Here is a 20,208-nt window from a genome sequence, read left to right on the forward strand (position 1 = left end):
GCTATCTCAGATTACTTTCCAGGAATTCATTTCTGGGGCCGCCCAGTTCCAACCCTTTTCGGTATCGATCCCGGGCCTGGTCCTTCCGGCCAATAATTAAATACAGCTGGGCCAGATGCAGGTTTATCATCGGGTCCCGGGGCGAAATTTCCAGCGCTTTGGCCAGATGGATCAGGGCTTCATCATATTTTTTAGATTGGGTAAGTATTATTCCCAGGTGATGGTGCGCCCCGGCATTATTGCCGTCTATGGCCAGCGCCTGCCGGAGGAAGATCTCCGCCGAATCCGGCACTCCCAGCTGCAGGTACAGAACGCCCAGGTTGACCAACGGGTCGGCCCGCTGCGGCTCCAGTTCAATGGCTTTCAAAAGCTCTCTTCGGACTTCGCCAAATAATCCGCGGTTGAAATATACCAGCGCCAGGTTGTTGTGAACATTGGCAAAGGTGGGATCTATCTCCAGCACCTTTTTGAATTCCGTCTCGGCCGACCGCAGATCGCCGGTTTCCAGATACAGCAAGGCCAGGTCATTGTGGGCCGAAACACCCTTTTCAATATCCAATGATCTGACATATTCCCGGCGGGCCTCCTCCACCCGGCCTGACTTAAAATGCATCCGGCCCATCATCTGGTGGGCCAGAGCGGAGCGGGGAGAGGTTTTGACGGCATTGCTCCAAAAATTTACTCCCTCCGAAAAAACTCCGATATGATGGAAGGTAATAACACCGAAGAACAAAACGATGACGGTCCCGGTGATGGCCAGCCACTTAAACGGGGCTTTGCTGACGACATTACTTTCCGCCAGGATCAATATGATGCCCAGCATCGGCAGGTAAAGCCGGTGTTCCAAAAAATTTATATCGGCGGCGGCCGGGATAAAGGTGGGCAGCAGGAACAGGGTGAACCAGGCAGCGCCAAAAATGAGCATTTTTTTATTATTGATGCCCCTCAGCCAGACAATGATACCTAGAGCTATCAGCCCGGCGAGGCCATACAGGGGATTGATGTCGCCGGAGAGTGGGCGTACCGAAAGATTGAAAGGTAGAAATATCTTTCCGATATACGACAGCAATCCGGTAACGATATCGCCCAATCCGGCATACCTCCGGATGGAGAAAGCATTAACAGCCCCGATCGCAGAGGTTCTTAAAACCAGCCAGACGACGGACAGCAGTATCCACCCCGGCACATAGACCCGAAGATCTTTTCGGGATCGGTCCTTATTTACAAAAAGAAGATATGCCAGAAATAATGCCGGGGCGAAAATAGCCGCCTCCTTGGTGAACAAAGCGGCCGCAAAAGAGGCCATATGCACTGCCAGCCACAGCCTGCTTCGCTGGCTGGAATATTTTATCAGGGCAATGAATGCCGACAGAATAAAGATCGCCAGCAGGATATCGTTGCGGCCCGGTATCCAGCCCACCGCCTGGGCCAGCACCGGATGCACGGCAAATAATCCGGTAAAGATAAAGGACAGTCCTTTGCGATAGTTTAAGGCCGTCAGGCAGACGAACAACAGCCAGCAGGCCGCGATATGCAGCAGGATGTTGCTTAGGTGATAGATGAATGGCTTCTCTCCGCCCAGGGCATGGTCCAGCATGAATGAAAGGCTCAAAACCGGGCGGTAGTAGGTCCCGGGGCTCTTCCAGTAGACATCGGTCTTAAAGGCCTGGGCGGCATTGGAAAAACTGCCGATATTCTCCCGGTTCTCCTGGATCAGGTGGACATCGTCCAGCGAGGTGAACCCGAAGCCCAGCGTTTTGGCGTAAAGGGCAAATATCGCCAGGGCCAGCCACAGATACGGAGCCGGCCCGGCCAGGAATATTTTATTCAGCCTGTCCAAATTTGTTTTACGAGCGAATTATATTCAGCAGTTCGGCGGATTTATCATCCAGCACAGCCTTGGAGTTGGCCTCCACGTTAAGCCTCAGCAGCGGCTCGGTATTGGAGGGCCGGATATTGGCCCACCAGTCCTTGTAAGAAACGGTCAACCCATCCAGATGGTCCAGCTCGGCTCCCTTGTTTTTATAGATGCTCTCCAGCTCGGCCAGCTTGGCCGGAATATCCTCCACCTTACTGTTGGTCTCGTTGATCCGGTGATAGGGGTCGATCTCGGCCACCAGCTCCGACAGCGGCTTGCCCTCCTCGGAGATCAGCTGCCAGCACACCAGAAAGGCTATCAGCCCCGAATCGGCGAACCAGAAATCGCGGAAGTAAAAATGCCCGGAGTGCTCGCCGCCGAAGATGGCGTTCTCCTGGCGCATCAGCGGCTTGATCAGGGCGTGGCCCACCCGGCTGCGGATGGATTTTCCGCCGGCCCTGGCCACCGTCTCCGGCACGCAGCGGGAACAGATGGCATTGTAGAGCACGGTGGAGCCGGGCTTCTTCTTGAGCAGCATCTTGGACACCAACCCGGCGATGTCCGACCCGCCCAGGGCCCGCCCCTTCTCGTCTATCAGGAACATCCGATCGGCGTCGCCGTCGAAGGCCGCCCCAAAGTCGCACTTCTCGGCCACCACCTTGGCCTGCAGGTCAGCAATGTTCTCCGGTTCGATGGGGCTGGCCGGGTGGTTGGGAAAATTGCCGTCCAGTTCGAAGAACAGCGGAACCAGCTCGCCCGGCAGTTTGGCGAACAGCTGGGGCACGGTCTGCCCGGCCATGCCGTTGCCGGCATCCACCGCGATCTTGTAGGGCTTGATCTTGGCGGCATCGATGAATGTCAGGCAATGGCTGATGTAGGCCTCGCTTATATCCTTAGCGGTGATGGAGCCTTTGGCGGAGTTATCTTTGAGCTGGCCCTGGTTGATAAGATCCCGCATCTGGTTTAAGCCCTCGTCGCCGGAAAGCGGGATGGCGTCCTTTTTGCAGATCTTGAGGCCGTTGTATTCCTTGGGATTGTGGCTGGCGGTGATCATCACCCCGGCCTGGTAGCCGTATTTGCCCACCGCAAAGTAAAGCCCGTCGGTGGAGACCCTTCCCAGATCCACCACCGAGGCTCCTTGCATGGTGATGCCCTCGGCCAGGGCCGCAAAGACCGTGTCCGACGAAGTGCGCATGTCGCGCCCCACCGCCACTTCCTGGCATTCCAAGTGATCCACCAGCGCCCGGCCTATTTCACGGGCCTGGGCTTCGTCCCATTCGGTGGGGAATATTCCGCGGATATCGTAGGCCTTGAAAATTTTCGGATTGACCGCCATTGTAAGCTCCTTAGATTATATTTGATCTTTATTTTATGACTATCATTTTCTTGGAAATGCTTTGCCCGCCGGCGTTCAGTTTATAAACATACACCCCGTTGGCCACCGCCCTGCCGTTGTCGTCCCGGCCGTCCCAGGTAACGGACCCCGACCCCTCCCTCTTGTCCCTCCCCTCGAGGGGAGGGTTGGGTGGGGTCAGTGTTTTCACCAACTGCCCGGCTATGTTATAAACCGCAAGTTTTACCGGCCCATCCCCTGTCGCCTGATAACTGATAACTGTGGCCTTGTTGAACGGATTGGGATAATTCTGCCCCAACTTTATCCCTGTCATCTGTAATCTATCATCCGGAATCTGTTCGACTCCATCCGGTCCGGTATACTTGCACAGCCAAACCATATGGCTGCTGTCAGCATAATAATTGCTTACTAAAAACTCATCCCGGCCACAACCATCTACATCACCGGCAAGAGCTACGCGTGCGCCAAGTTCATCACCCAAACCAACACCGCCAGAATATCTTCCCAAAATATAAGCATCAGGTATATTTTTCATTAATGGCCGTCTTAACCATAGATACGCCTTGCCCTTTCCATTAAATGCCGGAGATGCTCCGGCCAGGAAATCACCCAATTTATCCCCATCGGCATAGCCGGCGGATGATGACCAGAAGCCCAACGCAGTATCCTCGCCCGTTATCGTCCATAACGGCGCTATTTCATCGATAGTATCGCCCGGTAATAAGTAACACTTGCCTTCGCCAGAAGTTCCGGTAGTGGTAGGCCAGAACGGTGTACCGAACCAGCCAATAGCGTTATAGCCAATAGTGTCGGATTCAACAGTTGATACATTAAATCCACCTAATAGCTGATAATTGTTTTCACCATATACCCATCCATAACTTATTGTATCAACCTTTGCACTTCCATAATAAAAATATACAGCCCCGCTGGCTGCTCCATTTATGGAACTGCCATAAGCGCCAATCAATAGATCGTCATACCCGTCACCATTATAATCGTCAACACTGCTAATGCTGGCCCCGAATTCCTCGTAAAATACCGGGCTTGAATGTCCATTTATTATGATGTCAGGAAAGGTGTTTAATCCCAATGTATCGCCATAATATACATACACACGCCCTTCACGTGTGCCGGATATCGGATAGCTAGGCGCACCCACCACCAGATCATCTATCCCGTCGCCGTTTATATCCCCGGCGGATAAGGAAGTGCCGAAAGCTGTGCTTGGTATACCGTTATATCCCCCTATTACCAGATCGGGCGTGGAATTAAGATCAACCCCTGTTCCGTAATGTATGTTCACACACCCTTTGGTTTCATTCACACCTGTGCCATAGGCATCTCCCAAGGCCAAGTCACCATAACCATCATTATTAAAATCCGCAATGCACATTGGCTGATGCGAACCGGTAGTATCATATGTTATTATCTGGCTTGGTACCGTACTTAATGCTGGGCCACCTAGGAAAATGTATACCCGGGATTTAATCCACCCAAAAAGATCTATCACAGTATCTGTCGAGCTTACAAAATCGGAATAACCATCGCCGTTCAGATCCCCACCTGCCATTCTATAACCCCAATAACGGCACCCACCGCCTGTATCGGGCGAGGCTTTTTGCCAGATAATATCCAGGTTGTAGGTGGTCTGGGCCGGGCTTAGGCCATAGGCTATAGCTAGCAGGCACGAGATTAAAAGCAACTTTCTCATTTGAGTCTCTCCTCAAAATGCCTGATAGATTCCTCAAACAGTTTCTTGCCCTGCTCGTAGCTGGTTCCGGCAACTGGACTAAGCATAAAGTTATAGGTGCAACCCCAATCGTTACTTCTTAGCGCCTTGCCACTCTTTAGCAGGACAAACAACAACCCACCTTTAACAAAATGTATCCGGTCAACCCCGTCACCCTTGGGCATTACCGGAGTCATGGTATGCTGCCAGTGTTTCCCGCTGTCTATCGTTCGCATTAAGACTACACGCCCGGTGCTGTCATTTCCGCCAGCCCATCCGTATTTGCCTTGGGTTAGTTCAAAATGAATGGCGGTAAAGGTAAAGCCTTTGGTCTCCGTCTGCACGGTTACGGTGGATTCTGCAAACACATGATACAGTCTGCCGGAATCGGCACAGGCCCAATAGGTGCTATCGGATAATTCGCACTTCTGCTGGGCATGGGCAGGCAGGCAGACAAAAAGCATTATGAAAAAAATAAACCAGCGCATATCACCTCAAAATTATCATCTTTTTTGCCAGGCTTTTTCCGCCGGCGTTCAGTTTATAAATATACACCCCGTTGGCAACCGCCCGGCCGTTGTCATCCCGGCCATCCCAGGTTACGGACCCCGACCCCTCCCTCTTGTCCCTCCCCTCGAGGGGAGGGTTGGGTGGGGTCAATGTTTTTACCAACTGCCCGGCTATGTTATAAACCGCAAGTTTTACCGGCCCATCCCCTGTCGCCTGATAACTGATAACTGTGGCCTTGTTGAACGGATTGGGATAATTTTGGTTTAACCTGATCGCTGTCCGCTGTCCCCTGTCCGCTGGTTCCGCCGCTATACCTGTTACTTGCGTAAACGAGACATCATCCCACCGATCCCAATAGGCCGTGCTGTTCACCGCCCAAATGTTCAGCTTGATCCGGGCGAATGCCGCCCCGGCCGGAGCCGCCACCGTCCCGGTGGTCAGAAAGACATATCCCGCGCTGTCGGCGCTCAGGGCGGCAGTGGTGTCGTCCAATAAAAGATTCTTATGCAGAGAATCGAACCACTGGATCCGCATCCGCATGGTGTTGCCGGCCCCGTCGTTCTTGCGCCCCCAACCAGACAGGCAGTAGTTCAGTCCCGGAGTGACCTTGACATCCTGGAACAGGAACGACAAAAATGGCACAGCCTTTCCCATGCAATCGGCCCGATGGCGCAAGGCATAACTGCCGGTGTGAACGAAATCGGTGGCGGTATCGGCCACGGCATTGTCGCCATCCAGCCAGCCGAAGGGTTTTAAAGAGTTGTTGGACGGCACCGCCACGGTGTCCCGGAAAACATTTTCCATCCCGCCGTTGACCAGCGAATCGGCCGGCAGGTTGAAACTGGTGCGCAGTGCGGTCCACAGCTCCGGGCGGCTGCCGTCGTAGGACAGGGCCCACATCCCGGTGCCGGCCAACAGGCTGTCCCACACCATCTGGTACTTGTAGCCCAGGCTGATCTCGTCGTCGTACCAGCACTGATGCCATTCCCCGTTGTTGTAATAGTACCAGGGGGTGTAGGAGGAGGCCTGCCACTGCCGGCCGTAGTCGTAGGCCAGGGTCTCGGCCTGGAAGAACATCACCGCGCTGCCGCTTCCGATGGTGGCCGATCCGGCGGTCGTCCCGACACAGGGCCAGTCATACCCGTAATAGGGCACCCCGCAGATCATCTTCTCCCGCCGGTTCCCGGAATAGACCGCATAGTCGTGGATGCTCCAGCCCACGTCGTAGCTATAGCCATCCAGCGGCGCCACCGGCCCGGTGGTGGCCGAGCCGCTCCAAAAATAATCATAGGCCATGATGAACAATCCGTCGGAATAGATGGCCAGGCTGTCGTAATCCCAGGAACCGGCCCAGTCCACCGCCGGTGTAGCCAGCGAAACGTAGGAGGCGGGATCCCAGCTATGGAAGCTGTCGGACAGTTCGTGGATGAATTTCACCATGTTCTGCTTCTGGGCCAGGGCCAGGCCCTCGAAGTCGATATTGACCCCCTCCACCCCGGCGTCCCTTACCGCGTTCAGCAGATTTTTTACCGCATTGGTGCGGAAGGAGTCGCTGGAGAGTATCGAGGTGATGGCAGAACTGCTGAAGCAGGTGCCGCACAACAGCACTTTGACCCCGTTCTTGTGGGCATGGGCGATGGTGGCCGACCAGGTGCCGGGAAAGCCGTGGCTGGTAGTGATGCTCCCGTCTCCCGCCATCTCGGCGCTGAAGCAGGCCAGGTGTGTGATCAGGTCGTAATGCAGATACTGGTCGCTGGTCCAGTAGGGATCGTATCCCAGCACCGTCTTGCCGACTCTGGGCGATTTATCTTTGGCCAGCGGCAGGTATTTTACCTCCGGGCCCTTGATGATCAGGCTGTCGGAATAGCTTTCCGACTGGAGCTGATGGATGCTTTTATTCTGGGCCACTGCATTGGAACAGCAGACCAATAAAACAGCCAAAATCCCGGTCGTAACCGAATATATAATGGTTTTTTCTTTCATATCATTATAAGTTTATGGCAGTAGGCGGTTAATGTCAAGGAATAATTGATGTTCCAGATGTCAATTATCTTCTTGACTTTTAACTCAAAATGCCCCAAAATTCATTCTATGCGCTTTTGGCACATCATATTATCATTCATACTGCTGTCAGTTTTCTCCCGGGCCTACTCACAAGAGTTGCCGGATCCCGGGGATATTGATGAATTCAGGCCTTTCACCATCCTGGCCCCTCTGCCTGATTCGGTGATCCCATCTGGGGAGGCCTTGGAGATCTCCCTGCTGCTGGAGGAGACCTCCGGTATGGATATCCACTTGCTGCTGGACGGAGAGGATATCACCACACAGACGCAAATAACCAAGGACTACCTTTTCTATCTTTCCCCGGAACCGCCGACGCCCGGCCCCCACCGGATAACCGTATTGTTCACCAGCCTGGCCGATACTGTATTCAAAAATTCCTGGGATTTCAAGGCAGCTGCTTTGGATACCGTACCCATCGGGCCGATCAAGATACCTCTTGATATCTCCCTTACCGCCGGTATGTTCTATTCGCAGTGCAACAAGGATACAGCGGGTTTGAGCCTGAGCTACCCCATCGGCTGGCATCCCTCCGGCGACGTGAATTTATCGGGACAACTGGACGGCGGCTTTTTCAATTCCTACCTATCCTACGATCCGGCCTACGACAAATACCTTCACGGACTGCTGCAGTTCGAGAATTCCTCCTTCGGACTGTCCGCCGGAGAGTTCTACCCCGAGCTGTCAACCCTGGTATTCTCCGGAACCTCTCCCCTGGGGCTGCTGGCCACCTGGCAGAATAAAAAGACCAGTATCCTGGGCACCGCTTGCCGCACCCAGCCGGCCGACACCCTGTTTCAGACCTATGCCCAGTATCTCTACGGCGGCCGTATAAAAAGATCCCTGGCCGACAGCCTCTGGCTGTCCGGGGGATACCTTTACGGATATGATCAGCCGGGCTCCCTGCCGGATTCGGTGCGCTTCAGGTCATCCACCTATATCTACAACGACACCCTGACCGGCTTCTCCGATACCCTGATAACCGTGGACACCTTGTTATCGGGAAAGAACCGCCTCTCGTGGTTCTCCCTGGAGTGGACGATCAGCGGAGCCAGATTCCGCAGCGAGTATGCCGGATCGGGCTTCCTGCCGGACTCCTCGGCCGGATACATCAATGACCACAGCTATCTTTTGGGAGTAAAGAAAGGGATGGGACGCCACTGGCTTAATCTGGAATACATCTCCTGGGGACAAAATTTCAAAAGCTTTGGAAATCCTTATCTGGAAACAGCCAAGAACGAACTCCTGGGGACGGCGGATCTCAGGTTCCCCGGCAGTCTGTCGGCCAGGCTGGACGGCTCGGTGTACAAGATCTTCACCGATTCCGCCTCCGGCAGCAGCTTTAAACTGGGTGGTGGTATGAATTATGCCTGGGGGCGGCTCACCTCGGCCAGCCTGCGGCTGGATTACAACTACCGGCCGTATATCACTTATCTTTATCAGAACCGAAGCCTGAGCCTGAGCACCGTGACCAAACTGATGTCCCTCTCAGTCATATCCTCCTATTCCTACTCCTCAAGTTCCGGTATCAGTCTGACCCAGTCTCATAACGGAATGTTGGGCATCTCCCGCTATTTGATGGCCGACAGATTATATATCCAGGCCTCAGGCCAGCACTATCAGGTTTTTGACAGCTACGGGCTGACCGACCAGGCCCGGACCACCGCACAGTTGAGAGCATCGTGGCAGGCCTCGATCCATACCGGAATCATCTTTGATTGCCGCAATATACTGCACCGGGACCGGGTCACGCCGGATAAAAATTATCGCCAACAGCTGGCATCGCTGTCGGTTAGCTATAGATTTTAGGAACCATTGGCGGACAGGCGGACTCTAACCAATATAGTAAATTTCTAAAGATACTTAACTCCTTGCTCAATATAGATTTAGCCTCATGGATCGATCTTAATATTCACCGGAACTTTTCAGTAACAATATTACTCTAACCTACAGATAATCGACACTATGCCTGAAAAACAGCGGCCGGAATTTGAAGAAGTACTGGATAAATACGGACAGAAGCTGTTCAACCTGATGCTCCGGCTGACCGGCAACTACCACTGGGCCCAGGATCTGACCCAGGATGTTCTTTTGATAGCCCACCGCGAATACCACAAGTTCCGGGGGGACTCCGATGTCTTCACCTGGATATACCGCATCGCCGTCAACCATCAACGCCGGCAGGCCCGCAAGATGCGGGTCCGAAGCTGGCTGGGCTTCGAGGACGTCTCCAGTGATGTGTTGTCCACCGATATTACGGCTGCCGACCCGGCCGAAAGCAGCGAAAGAACCAAGGTGGTGGCCCGGGCGGTATCCGCCCTGCCGGAGGATTTTAAAGAGACCGTGGTGCTGCATTATTTTCAGGACCAAAGCTGCCAACAGATCGCCAAAATAATGAACTGCTCGGAGGGAACAGTAAAATCCAGACTGTGGCGGGGCCGTAAGATCCTGGCCCAGAAACTAAAAGGTTACGTATCAGAAACAGGAGTGTGATAAAATGGATTGTCGAAAAATCGAAAAATATCTGCAAGAAAACCCCGGGGCCCCGCTGCCCGGGGAGCTGCAGGAACATCTGACAAGATGCCAGGACTGCTCCCTGCGATGGCAGGAGCAGAGGGCCCTGAGCGATGTTCTAAAAACATTTCCTCAGGCGGAGCTTCCGGCCTACCTGGGCGCCAAAGCCCTGGCCCGGCTGGAGGGACGGCAGAGGGTCTCCGGCAAAAAGATGCTGGAGCCGGGCTGGCTGACCCTGGCCGCCCCGGCCATGGCCCTGATCGTGGCTTTCTCCGCCCTGGTGATGCGTTACGAATATAGTCCTCAATACACAGACATTCCGAACCGCCCTGTATCTATCCAGAACCAAGGTAATAATACCGCCGCTCCGGGGTCTGTCCAAAATCAGCCATCAAATATTTTATCTCAGATATATCCGGTCTGGCCGTCCGACCAGGATGTGGTCGGCCGCGGGGATCTGACCATTATGGCCTCGCTGTATCCCGACCATCAGGGAAAGGTGCAGGTCCTGCTGGACGATATCGATGTCTCGGCCGGATCGACCATCAGCCGTCAGCATATCTCCTATGATCCCAAGTCCCTGGGGGCCGGAGAACATATGGTCAGGGTAGTGCTGCAGCAGGCTGATGGAAGCTATCAAACGGCCAGTTGGCGCTTTTATCTGCTGGAGGAACCATCATGAAAAAGATGCATTTAATACTGATCCCATTGCTGCTGATATCAGCGGCAGCTCTGCAGGCCGCCGGGCTTCAGGTCTCGCCCAATCCGGCAGAGGTCCAGGTCAATACTGCCGTTGCTTTCACCATCCAGGGCTTGGAGCCCGGTGGGTCGTTAAACTGGGAGGTCGTTCCGGCCACTCTGGGAAATATTGACCAAAGCGGGTTTTTCACTGCATCCGGCAAGCCGGGCCGGGGGATGGTACGGGCCATAGCCAAAAACAAGGAAGGCCGGACCGTGCTGGGACACGCCATGATAAAAGTTTTGGGGAACAAACCCGGCCGCCTTACGGTATCGGTATCGCCGGCCAGGGCCGAACTCAAGATCGGCCAAACCCTGCGTTTTACCGCTCGGATTATGCTGCCAGATGAAAATATCAAAACCGAATGGCTGGTCATCCCCAACGATCTGGGAACCATCGATGCCCAGGGCGACTTTACCGCCAACGGCGCCGGGAAAGGCCGGATCGTGGCCCTGGCCAAGGGACCAGGAAAGTATGGTTTGGGGCAGGCTCAGATATCTGTCCGACCTTCCGGCAAGGTCTCCGATCTTTCAGTGGTTGTTTCTCCTAAGAGAATCAAGCTACAGCCGAAAACCCGGATCCGGCTGACCGTTCAGGTCCAGGATCCGGAGGGCGAAACCGTCAGAGCCAGGCTCAGATACACCCTGTCTCCTCCGGAGCTGGGAACCATCGACCAGGATGGAAATTTCACCGCCGGAGAAAAGGCCGGGCTGGGCGTTATCAAGGTTGAGGCCGCCTCCGGATACGCCTTTGGCAGCGACCGCGCTTTTGTCATAATCTCCGAAAAAAGCAACCGTTACCAGATCAAGATCAAACCCCGCCAGGTGGTGCTGGAGGCGAAATCCAGCTCTAAATTCGAGGTTGAGGTGTGGGACGAAAACGGCAGTTCGGTGATTGTCCCCGCCCTCGACTGGAAGGTGATCCCCGAAGGCCTGGGCTCGATCTCCCCCCAGGGGCTGTTCACTGCGGGAGACCGGACCCTGTCCGGCAAAATAGTAGTTCAACTGCCGGCCGAATTCGGCCGGAGCAGGGATGCCGCCTCGGTCAAGATACAAAGCCAGGGACGGAACACCATCCGGATAAACCCGCCCAAGACCAGCCTGAAGCCAGGTCAGATGCTCCAGTTCTCCGCCGTCATAACTGACAGCCGGGGCAAGCCGGCAGGAGATCAGCGCATCATCTGGAAACTGCAGCCGGAGAATCTCGGCATCATCACACCTCAAGGTCTGTTCACTGCCGGCGCAGCAGCCAGGTCGGGCATCGTCATCGCCGAACTTCCCCAGGAATTCGGAGCAGGCCGAGCAATCGCTCCGATCACCATCAGCAGCTACCAGGTCAAGATCAACGCCCCGCCCAATCAGTATAATATCCACACCGGGGAACAGATCCTCTTTGCCGCATCGGTGCGCGATGCCAACGGAAACGACCTGACAGCATCGGCCGCTTTTGAATGGGACATAAAATCCTCGATCCTTGGATTTGGCAATATCGACCAGAGCACCGGCCTGTTCCGGGCCGGGCAGCCCTCTAAGCTGCCGGCCGATGGTTATATAATGGTCCGGGTTTTTATCAATGGGCTGCTGGCGGGAACAGATGGAATAAAAATAACCATCAGATAAATAATTGGGTGTAAAATCAAAAAAGAGGCGCCTTGCAAAGGCGCCTCTTTTTTTTAACTCCAATTATCTTTTTTTCGTCTTGCTGACGGTTTTGATCTTCTTTAAAACCTTTTTGGGCTTTTTATCCTTCTGGGGCTTAGCTTCTTCTGTTTGCTTTTTGTTATCATCGATTGCCTGGCAAATTTCTTCCGAGGAGGCTTCCTCCCTGGCGAAAATATCGCGCTGATCCCTCTTCATCACTATTATCCCGTAGATGATGGTCTGTCCGGTGACAAAGACGCTCAGCAGGTAAGACAGGACCAGCAGTCGGATGGCATTTAAAGACATCCCCATGATGAAGGCCGCCGTCTGGCCGGACCAGTTAAGCGCCGGGGTGGCCGTCATGAATGAGGAGAGGCCCGACAATACGGGGTTATCCATGCCCAGGACCATAATATAATTGGTCGCCAGCGGGGGAGTATACAGATTGAAAGCAGCGATAGCAATGCCGGCAAATTTGCCGCCCATCGACCAGGAAAGAACCTGGTAAGCCATGCCCAGCCCGCTGATGGTGAACCAGGCAAAAACACCCGCTGCGATAAGGCACAATACCTTGAGAAGCCCGGTATATGCTACCAGACGCCAAGGCTGGGCGGTGATGGATGAAAACACCTCAAAAAGGTTGTCAAAGGCATCGCCCTTGGTGGCGCCTGAGATCACCGGTGAAAAGAACAGCCCTATGGCCAATGACACCAGCAGGAAGACTATAAACAAACATACCAGATAGATGGGCAGGCTCAAGACGGCAATGGTCAATTCACCCAGCACCGGTATCCGTCCCCACCAGCCGGACAGTATTCCGAAAAACAGCAGCAATAATACGAAAGAGATTATGACCAGTGGTCCGCCCAGGATGGATTTCCAGGCCCCTTTTAGATAGCCTGCCGCTTCCCTCACTTCGTAAAATTCGTTCCCTTTTAGCTGTTCCGCCGCCAGGCGGGCCGTCACCGCTGCGGACATCATGTATATCAGTAAGGCGCCCAACAGCCCGATCAGCCACAGCCCCCAGGAAATGGCGCCGGAGCCGGGCCAGGGCATCGCCGGAACCAGCCCGAACATCACCCATACATCGGCCAGGCTGCGGCCAACGGCCAGGTGGGCCAGATATCCGAATATACCGTAAAAAACAAAACCACACACCAATCCCCAAAAGAGGACCCCCATTTTTTTGGGCGACAGGCCCAGCCTGGCAGCCCGAAAAACATCCCGGTAATCGAAGTACATCTTCAACAAATCTCCATCCTCCTTTTAAGGTTATGGTTACAAAGGTATGCCGCTATCAGCTTAGATTGTCTATCAGCAGTTTGCAAATATAATCCTCGATCCGCCTGGCCAGCTTTGAGCGGTAGGTGTTATTCACCATTATGGAGAAGGCGAACATCTTGCCGTTCTTGGCGGTCAGGTAGCCGGATAGCGCCGAGACTCCCCCGATGGAGCCGGTCTTCGCGTAAACCCTCCCGCAGAAATCCGGCTGTGAGAACCTTCCCGACAGGGTGCCGTCTATGCCGCCGATGGCCAGCGATTTGTAAAATACGTCCCAGTATGGCTGTTCGTGCATATATTTGAGAAGGTTGACCATCTGCAATGGCGATACTTCATTCTGCCGGGACAACCCGCAGCCGTCGAACAGGTCCACCTCCCCCAGGCCCATCTGACTTATGATATTCCGCTCGGCCGAGGAGCCATTCTTCCGGCTGCCCTCGCCGTCCACCTCGGCCCCGATGGTCTGTAGCAGCGATTCGGCGTAGAGATTATGGCTCTTTTTATTGATGACCTTTATAATCTCTGAAAGGGGCTCGGAATAATGAACGTACAACAGCGAGGTGTTGTTTTCGCGGACCGGGGGGTGCTCCTGGCTGGCCCTGATATTGCCGTTGATCGCTATATCCCGCTGCTTTAAAAGTTCGGCGAAGATCCTGGCGAAATGGCTCTCCGGATCCTTGGCGATGACGGTAATTTTTTTAGATGCCCCGGCGGCCAGCTTGCCGGTTATTTTCAAGGTAGCCCCGTTGAAGGAAGCATAGGCCTTGCCGTTGTTATAGACCCGACGGCTTTTGGTGGTGTAGGTCCCGTCCTTGTTCTTTATCTTTTTCTTGACTGTGCTGTAGCTGCCGGCGATGGTCCGGCTGAGGTTCTTGATATTGATCGACATCGGGGGATCAGTGATGACCGTCACCGGTTTGCCTATCCTTCCACCTTTCAGGGTAACCACCACCACATTCTCCCTGAAAGACAGGCCCGAAATCCTCCAGGCCAGGCGTTTCTTGGGACGGACCAGCTTGTTGGCTGAGCGGGGGATTATGGACACCAGCTTCTCGGGAAGGAAATCGCCCTTGTCGCCAATAATATCGCCCGATACTTCGGTAATGCCCATGGCCTTGATATTATCCGCCCAATCCTCCATGGTGGCAATTTCGTTGATGGTGGGATCGCCGGATCCCTTGATAAGCAGATCGCCGTTCAGCACTCCGGCCGAGTCTATCGGCCCGCAGGCATATATTTCGGTCTGATAGCTGTACTCCGGGCCCAGCTTTTCCAGGGCGGCAGCCGTAGTGAACAGCTTGGTGTTGGATGCCGGGATGAACCGTGTATTGGAATTATGCTGATAGATAAGCAAACCGTCGTCCAGCGACAACACCGCCACCCCCCAGCGGCCGACCCGGTTGAGTTTTTTGCTTAATAACTTATCCAGATCCTCCTGAACATCTCCGGTGGGCTTGGGAAGGTAAAAGACGCTGGTGGATTTTTTCTTGGTGGTCTTTTTGGCGCTGGTCTTCGCCCCCCAAGCACTGGATACACATAAAGCCCCGGTTAAAATAAGGATGGATATATATGAAATTCTTTTTAGCATCAGGGTTTTCCCAAAAACAGATAGGGTTTCCAGTTATCGTCAGGATTATGTATCGAATACTGGATGAAGGAGAAGTAATGGGGCCGGCGAGGTTTTTTGATCAGGGTCATCCTGGATTGCTTCAGGCTGCGATTGGCCTTTTTATTGTTGCATACCGTGCAGGCACACACCAAATTATCCCAGGTGTCATCTCCCCCCAGGCTCTTGGGCACCAGGTGGTCGATGGTAAGCGGCCCCTGGCTGGTGCCGCAGTACTGGCAGACGTGGCGATCCCTCCTTAGGATATTCTGCTTGGAAAGTTTGACCTCCAGGCGCGGTTTGCGGATGAAACTGCCCAGCCGGACGACGCTGGGCAGTATGAATCTCCGGCGGATGCTGGCGGCAAAGTGAGAGCTGTTCTCCACCACCTCGGCTTTTCCCAGGAACAACAGAACCAAGGCCCGTCTGGCATTGCAGACCAGCAACGGTTCATAATTCTGATTGAGCACCAGCACCTGGCGCCCCAGATTGTTATTTAAAGCTATCTGACTAGCGGCTGTGATTCCTTATGGCTGAAGTTAATTCTATGGATATAGAATGGGAAATACAATTCCACCGTATAATCTATGGAAATGGCGTAGCTCTGGCCCTCTTCCCTTATGATGTTCTGCAGAAAATATTCCCTGGCACCATCGAGGTATTCCCTCTGCTGCTCATCGGTCTCCGGCTTATAGACATCCTTGTTTCCCTTCTCATCCTGGACCTGGTAGAAATAGTCTCCCACCAGGGGGATCTTATCATCCATGGCGCTTTCGGCCAGGGCTCGGGCGATGCTGTCATCGCTTTCGTTCATGGCATTCTGGGCAGCTTCTTTCATCTTGTCCTTGATGTGAACGAAACGGATGTAAGGGATGCTGACGGCCAACGCGGCATACAGCAGGAAGAGCACGGCAAAAAATATCAGCACCTTTAAGAATTTGGGCATAATCTCTCCTAAAAATAAAGCACAAGCGTATGCCTGTGCTCGATTCTTACGACGCTTGCCGAATTGTTTTTTCGGCACTACAGCCGTAAATCAATTGCCTACGCAAGCATCTTAAATGATACCTGGTGGACCTGAGGGGACTCGAACCCCTGACCTCCTGACTGCCAGTCAGGCGCGCTACCAAAACTGCGCCACAGGCCCATTTATGTTTTAACCTAATGTCCGGAAAACAGATGCCCTGCTCCTGCATATCGCCGATAAGTTTAGCAAATAATATGCCCTGTGTCAAGCCTATTGATGCGGATTTGAAAGCGATTGTTAAAAGAAAAATCTGAGACCTATTCCGCCCTGGACGTCAAAGCCGGTTTCGGGAACCAGTCCCAGGGTGGGAGCCAATTCCAGAAAAATATCCACTGGTGCCTCGGGGAATATATATTCCATCCCCACCACCCCTCTGACCCCCAGGTTGAATCGTTTTTCATAATGAGCCCTTTGGCCCGACCACAGGGTGCCGCCGATCCCGAAATATACCGGAAGCTGGCCCCGCTCCACCTCTATCAGCTGATAATCATGCCATAAATAGTCGGCATGCAGCCGCAGATAACCTTCATCAATGAAGGACCAGGCTACTGCCCCATCCCAGGCCCGTTCTTTTCCGTTCCACAGCTTCCAGGATATACCGGTCGGCTCCCCAACTATCAGCCCCAGGCCGAAATCGCCGCCCCCCTTGACCGGCCCTTTGCCATAGGCCATGGAAACGCCCAATACCAGCATGACAATGGCGATCGTTTTTTTCATATCATCCTTTTAAAGTGTGTTTGTATTATAAAAACTTGACTTCTTGGACAGCCTTATTGACCACGAAAACCTTTTCTGTGTTGGATTTTTTATCGGCCGGAAAAAGGAAGAACCCCTTCCGATTGGGCATGTACATCTCGGTGATCCCGGTCAGCTTCTCCCCGTCGAAAAAGGTAACCTCCATCTTTTTACAATTCACCAGACAGCTGCCGTCAAAATCGTTTCTTTCATCATACTCGCGGTTTCCGGCAAAATCCTTGACAAAGAACACCGCCTTAAGCTGTTCGATCCGGACTTCGGTGGAGGGACCGGGGTCATCATTGGACGACAGATGGAAGGCATCCTTGTTCATTGAAAAGTCCAGGGTATGCCCTTTGACCACCCGGCCGTCAAGATACCGCGCAACTAATTTTCTTTCCTGCATGATGGACCTCTGGTTTTGGTTTTTTAATCTTTACGCCGTTCTTTGGTTCTTCTTTCCAGGCTGCGCCGGTCGGCCCGGCTGTTATCATTCTCTGAACCGTTCTGGGATTGGCGCCGCTGGTCCTTGCGGCGTTCTTCGAAGCGCCTATCATCTAGCGTTTGATTTGCCTTAAGCATCTTTATCCCTCCTTAATTTACGGGTTATTTATCGGGCTCAGGTCTATACTTGTCATCCAATCAATACCCCATGATAGCAGGCAATCATGTTTTGCTTATGTAATAATTAATTATCCCAACCGCTGTCTTTTATGCAGGTAAGATAATAGGGCCTTATCAAAAGGGGTTTTGGTGTCCAGCGGAACATAATCTATGAAATCCTTCCGGCACTCCCGGTTCAGTCCCTCCCGCCATCTCACTACGGCCCTCCGGTATTCCGGGGCGGCGCTGGCCATATCCAGCTGGATCCTTTCTCCGGACTCCATATCTTCAAAATCCAGTTCGCCCGAAAACGGCAGGGCCAGCTCGTCATGGTCCAGCAGGTGGAACAGCAACACCTCGTGCTTAAGATGCCGGAAATGCTTCAGGGCCTTAAGCACGGCGTTGGAGCCGTCCCACAGGTCGGAGATCAGGATTATCAGCCCCCTCCGCTTAAGGTGTCCGGCCAGGTCGTAAAATATCCTTTCGAAATCGGTCTTGCCCGCCGGGATCTCCCTATCCAGCAGCTCCAGCATCTGCCGCCAGTGGGAGCGCCGGGAGCTGGGGGCCATGAAATTGCTGATGCCCTCCCGGAAGGTGGCCAGGCCGGCCGCATCATGCTGGTTCAGCAGCAATAGGCTCAAAGCTGCCGCCAGGCAGGCGCCATACTGATATTTTGACACGCCGCCCTTTTTATAGTAACCCATCGAGGCTGAACTGTCAAGCAGTATGTAGGCTTTTAGATTGGTCTCCTCCTCGAATTCCTTGACGTAATAACGGTCGCTCCTGGCCAAGGCCTTCCAGTCTATCCGTTTTATCTCGTCTCCCGGCATGTAGGAGCGGTACTCGGCGAACTCCACCGAAAAACCGTGATAGGGGCTTTTATGCAGGCCAGTCAAAAAGCCCTCCACCACCAGCCGGGCCTTGATGTCCAGCCCCTTTATCTGGGCTATAAAATCAGGGGACAGTGAGTCCTGAACTGTGGTCATGCTGTTATCCACTCGAAGATTCGGCTTTTTTCTGCTTGACTACGATGCCGGCCGCCACCAGACTGAATGCCGTCAGCAGAACCCCGCACCAGAATAGGGTTACCCGCTCGTGGTTGATGGTGCCCAATCGGGGCAGGATGATCTGGGCAATGAAGCCGAACAGCAGGGAACTGAACATGAAGCCGCCGTTCAACACAAAATCGCGCCCCGAGAATATCCGGCCCCACAGCTTGTCCGGGGCCGATTCGTGAAGCAGGGTGTCCTGGGCCACCATCACCGGCGAAAGAAAAATACCAATCAGCAGGCCCACCGGCAGCAGCTGCCAGTAGTGGCGGCACAGGGCGAACAGGCTGACCATGGTCCCCACCCCTAACAGCCCTGAGACGATGATCGTCCGGCGCGAATAGCGGTGTCCCAGAAAGCCGATGGACAAAGAACCCAACATCATGCCCAGGGCCAAGACGCCCCCCAGCACCCCCACCCCGCCGGTGCCGGAACCGATGTCCTTCTGGACGATGACCACCACTAGGGGATAGAGGGTCCCGCCGAAGATGGACACCAACAGCAGGGAAAGCATCACGAATTTTACCTTGGGGGAGGAGAATATCAGGGTCCATAGCTCCTTAAGGTCGGTCTTCATGTTATTTATCCGCCGCCGCCATAGCTGGACCAGTTCGGCCTCCTTTTCGCTCTCGATCACTTTCTCCCCGGTCTTGAGCATGGCAATGGTGATCACCGAGATCAAAAAAGTAAGGCTGTCCAGGTAGAACCCGGCCTCCCATGGCTGCAATTTGAGGTGCCGCCAGAATCCGCCTACCACCAGCAGTCCGCCGCCCACAAAGCCCACCATTCCGGCCAGTTTGTTGATGAAGTTCATCACCGCATTGGCGGCGAAGATCTTGTTCTGGGGCACCAGATAGGGGATCAGGGACAGCCGGGCGGCGCTGGCGAACAGCCCCATCAGAAAGGAGATGAACACCAGCGGGAAAAGAATCAGCACCGATCCGGTCACTTTCATCAGCAGGGGGATCAACCCGATGATTACCGCCCGGCTGGCGTCGGCCGCTATCAGCACCCGGCTCTTGGCCCGGCGGTCCACCACCACGCCAACGATGGGGCCGAACAGCAGGGCCGGCAGGGCGATGGCCACCGTGATCTGGGAATAGGCCAGCGGGGCCCGAGTGGTGTAGGCTCCGATCACCGCGATCAGGGCCATCTGGGCCAGGTAATCGCCGAACTGGGAGACCAGCTGCCCGGCGGCGAACAGGGCGAACTTGGGCTCCGACAGGGCCGCGGCAAAATGTCCGGATTGTTTAGACATATTTTGACAGGATTTGTATGGAGATTATTTACTTCTAGAACTATTATTTTTTATATTTATGATGGCTTCAGATATTATTTCGCCATATGCACCATCTGCCCACTCTAATGCTTTATTTAATGCCGGCAATGCCTTTTTATCACCCAGTAATTCCAAACAATAAACAGCATAAGACCCGCCATCGTAATTTTCTTCACCTACTTCAACAACCCCTTTTTTGTAATATTGTTTATCTTTCACA

19 protein-coding genes and 1 tRNA gene are annotated in these 20,208 nt (G+C 53.8%); 4 read left to right on the forward strand and 16 right to left on the reverse strand.

All coding sequences use genetic code 11. The annotated features are described in order from the left end of the window. Position 1: 1 nt before the first annotated feature. The 5 genes from KJ869_07465 to KJ869_07485 are packed head-to-tail and all read right to left on the reverse strand — an operon-like array spanning position 2 to position 7,437. Positions 2-1,840 (reverse strand): tetratricopeptide repeat protein, encoded by a 1,839-nt coding sequence (locus tag KJ869_07465; protein MBU1577029.1) that lies wholly within the window; start codon positions 1,838-1,840, stop codon positions 2-4. Positions 1,841-1,847: 7 nt separating this feature from the next. Further along, a complete protein-coding gene (gene manB / locus KJ869_07470; protein ID MBU1577030.1) occupies positions 1,848-3,194 on the reverse strand; it encodes a phosphomannomutase/phosphoglucomutase in 1,347 nt (448 codons plus the stop codon). A gap of 28 nt (positions 3,195-3,222) precedes the next feature. After that, complete coding sequence (locus KJ869_07475; GenBank protein ID MBU1577031.1) at positions 3,223-4,926, reverse strand: FG-GAP repeat protein; 1,704 nt, start codon at positions 4,924-4,926, stop codon at positions 3,223-3,225. After that, entirely contained in the window at positions 4,923-5,432 is a 510-nt protein-coding gene (locus tag KJ869_07480) for a hypothetical protein (GenBank protein MBU1577032.1), read from the reverse strand. Before KJ869_07480 ends, KJ869_07475 begins: the two co-directional genes overlap by 4 nt. 1 nt (position 5,433) lies before the next feature. Continuing rightward, positions 5,434-7,437, reverse strand: a complete 2,004-nt coding sequence (locus KJ869_07485) for a T9SS type A sorting domain-containing protein (GenBank protein ID MBU1577033.1) — start codon at positions 7,435-7,437, stop codon at positions 5,434-5,436. Positions 7,438-7,545: 108 nt separating this feature from the next. Between KJ869_07485 and KJ869_07490 the strand changes: the two genes are divergently transcribed. From KJ869_07490 to KJ869_07505, 4 genes are all read left to right on the forward strand, one after another. Beyond that, the gene (locus tag KJ869_07490; protein MBU1577034.1) at positions 7,546-9,324 is read left to right on the forward strand and encodes a hypothetical protein; all 1,779 of its coding nucleotides are present in this window, start codon (positions 7,546-7,548) and stop codon (positions 9,322-9,324) included. Positions 9,325-9,480: 156 nt separating this feature from the next. After that, the gene (locus KJ869_07495; protein ID MBU1577035.1) at positions 9,481-10,008 is read left to right on the forward strand and encodes a sigma-70 family RNA polymerase sigma factor; all 528 of its coding nucleotides are present in this window, start codon (positions 9,481-9,483) and stop codon (positions 10,006-10,008) included. A gap of 4 nt (positions 10,009-10,012) precedes the next feature. After that, a complete protein-coding gene (locus KJ869_07500; protein ID MBU1577036.1) occupies positions 10,013-10,711 on the forward strand; it encodes a hypothetical protein in 699 nt (232 codons plus the stop codon). Beyond that, entirely contained in the window at positions 10,708-12,387 is a 1,680-nt protein-coding gene (locus KJ869_07505) for an Ig-like domain-containing protein (protein MBU1577037.1), read from the forward strand. The genes KJ869_07500 and KJ869_07505 overlap by 4 nt, the downstream gene beginning before the upstream one ends. A gap of 63 nt (positions 12,388-12,450) precedes the next feature. Here the strand turns inward: KJ869_07505 and KJ869_07510 are convergent, their stop codons facing one another. The 11 genes from KJ869_07510 to KJ869_07560 all read right to left on the reverse strand — a co-directional run. Continuing rightward, entirely contained in the window at positions 12,451-13,659 is a 1,209-nt protein-coding gene (locus KJ869_07510) for a hypothetical protein (protein ID MBU1577038.1), read from the reverse strand. A gap of 46 nt (positions 13,660-13,705) precedes the next feature. Continuing rightward, positions 13,706-15,277: a D-alanyl-D-alanine carboxypeptidase/D-alanyl-D-alanine-endopeptidase gene (gene dacB / locus KJ869_07515; protein MBU1577039.1), complete on the reverse strand. Its 1,572-nt coding sequence runs from the start codon at positions 15,275-15,277 to the stop codon at positions 13,706-13,708. Then, positions 15,277-15,783, reverse strand: coding sequence for an HNH endonuclease (locus KJ869_07520; protein ID MBU1577040.1), 507 nt, complete (start codon positions 15,781-15,783; stop codon positions 15,277-15,279). Before KJ869_07520 ends, dacB begins: the two co-directional genes overlap by 1 nt. A 14-nt stretch (positions 15,784-15,797) precedes the next feature. Next, positions 15,798-16,241, reverse strand: a complete 444-nt coding sequence (locus KJ869_07525) for a hypothetical protein (GenBank protein ID MBU1577041.1) — start codon at positions 16,239-16,241, stop codon at positions 15,798-15,800. 123 nt (positions 16,242-16,364) lie between these two features. Next, positions 16,365-16,442, reverse strand: a tRNA-Ala gene (locus tag KJ869_07530). A gap of 117 nt (positions 16,443-16,559) precedes the next feature. After that, positions 16,560-17,039, reverse strand: a complete 480-nt coding sequence (locus tag KJ869_07535) for a hypothetical protein (protein MBU1577042.1) — start codon at positions 17,037-17,039, stop codon at positions 16,560-16,562. 25 nt (positions 17,040-17,064) lie between these two features. Continuing rightward, the gene (locus tag KJ869_07540; GenBank protein ID MBU1577043.1) at positions 17,065-17,463 is read right to left on the reverse strand and encodes a hypothetical protein; all 399 of its coding nucleotides are present in this window, start codon (positions 17,461-17,463) and stop codon (positions 17,065-17,067) included. 23 nt (positions 17,464-17,486) lie between these two features. Then, positions 17,487-17,639 carry a hypothetical protein gene (locus KJ869_07545; protein MBU1577044.1) on the reverse strand — a complete coding sequence of 51 codons (153 nt, stop codon included), beginning with the start codon at positions 17,637-17,639 and terminating at the stop codon, positions 17,487-17,489. Positions 17,640-17,749: 110 nt separating this feature from the next. Further along, positions 17,750-18,646 carry a DUF58 domain-containing protein gene (locus KJ869_07550; GenBank protein ID MBU1577045.1) on the reverse strand — a complete coding sequence of 299 codons (897 nt, stop codon included), beginning with the start codon at positions 18,644-18,646 and terminating at the stop codon, positions 17,750-17,752. Between the two features lie 4 nt (positions 18,647-18,650). Continuing rightward, a complete protein-coding gene (locus KJ869_07555) occupies positions 18,651-19,967 on the reverse strand; it encodes an MFS transporter (protein ID MBU1577046.1) in 1,317 nt (438 codons plus the stop codon). Between the two features lie 24 nt (positions 19,968-19,991). Then, the coding region (locus tag KJ869_07560; GenBank protein ID MBU1577047.1) for a hypothetical protein at positions 19,992-20,208 on the reverse strand (217 nt) is incomplete at its 5' end.

Source organism: Candidatus Edwardsbacteria bacterium, from assembly GCA_018821925.1.
GTDB lineage: Bacteria > Edwardsbacteria > AC1 > AC1 > EtOH8 > UBA2226.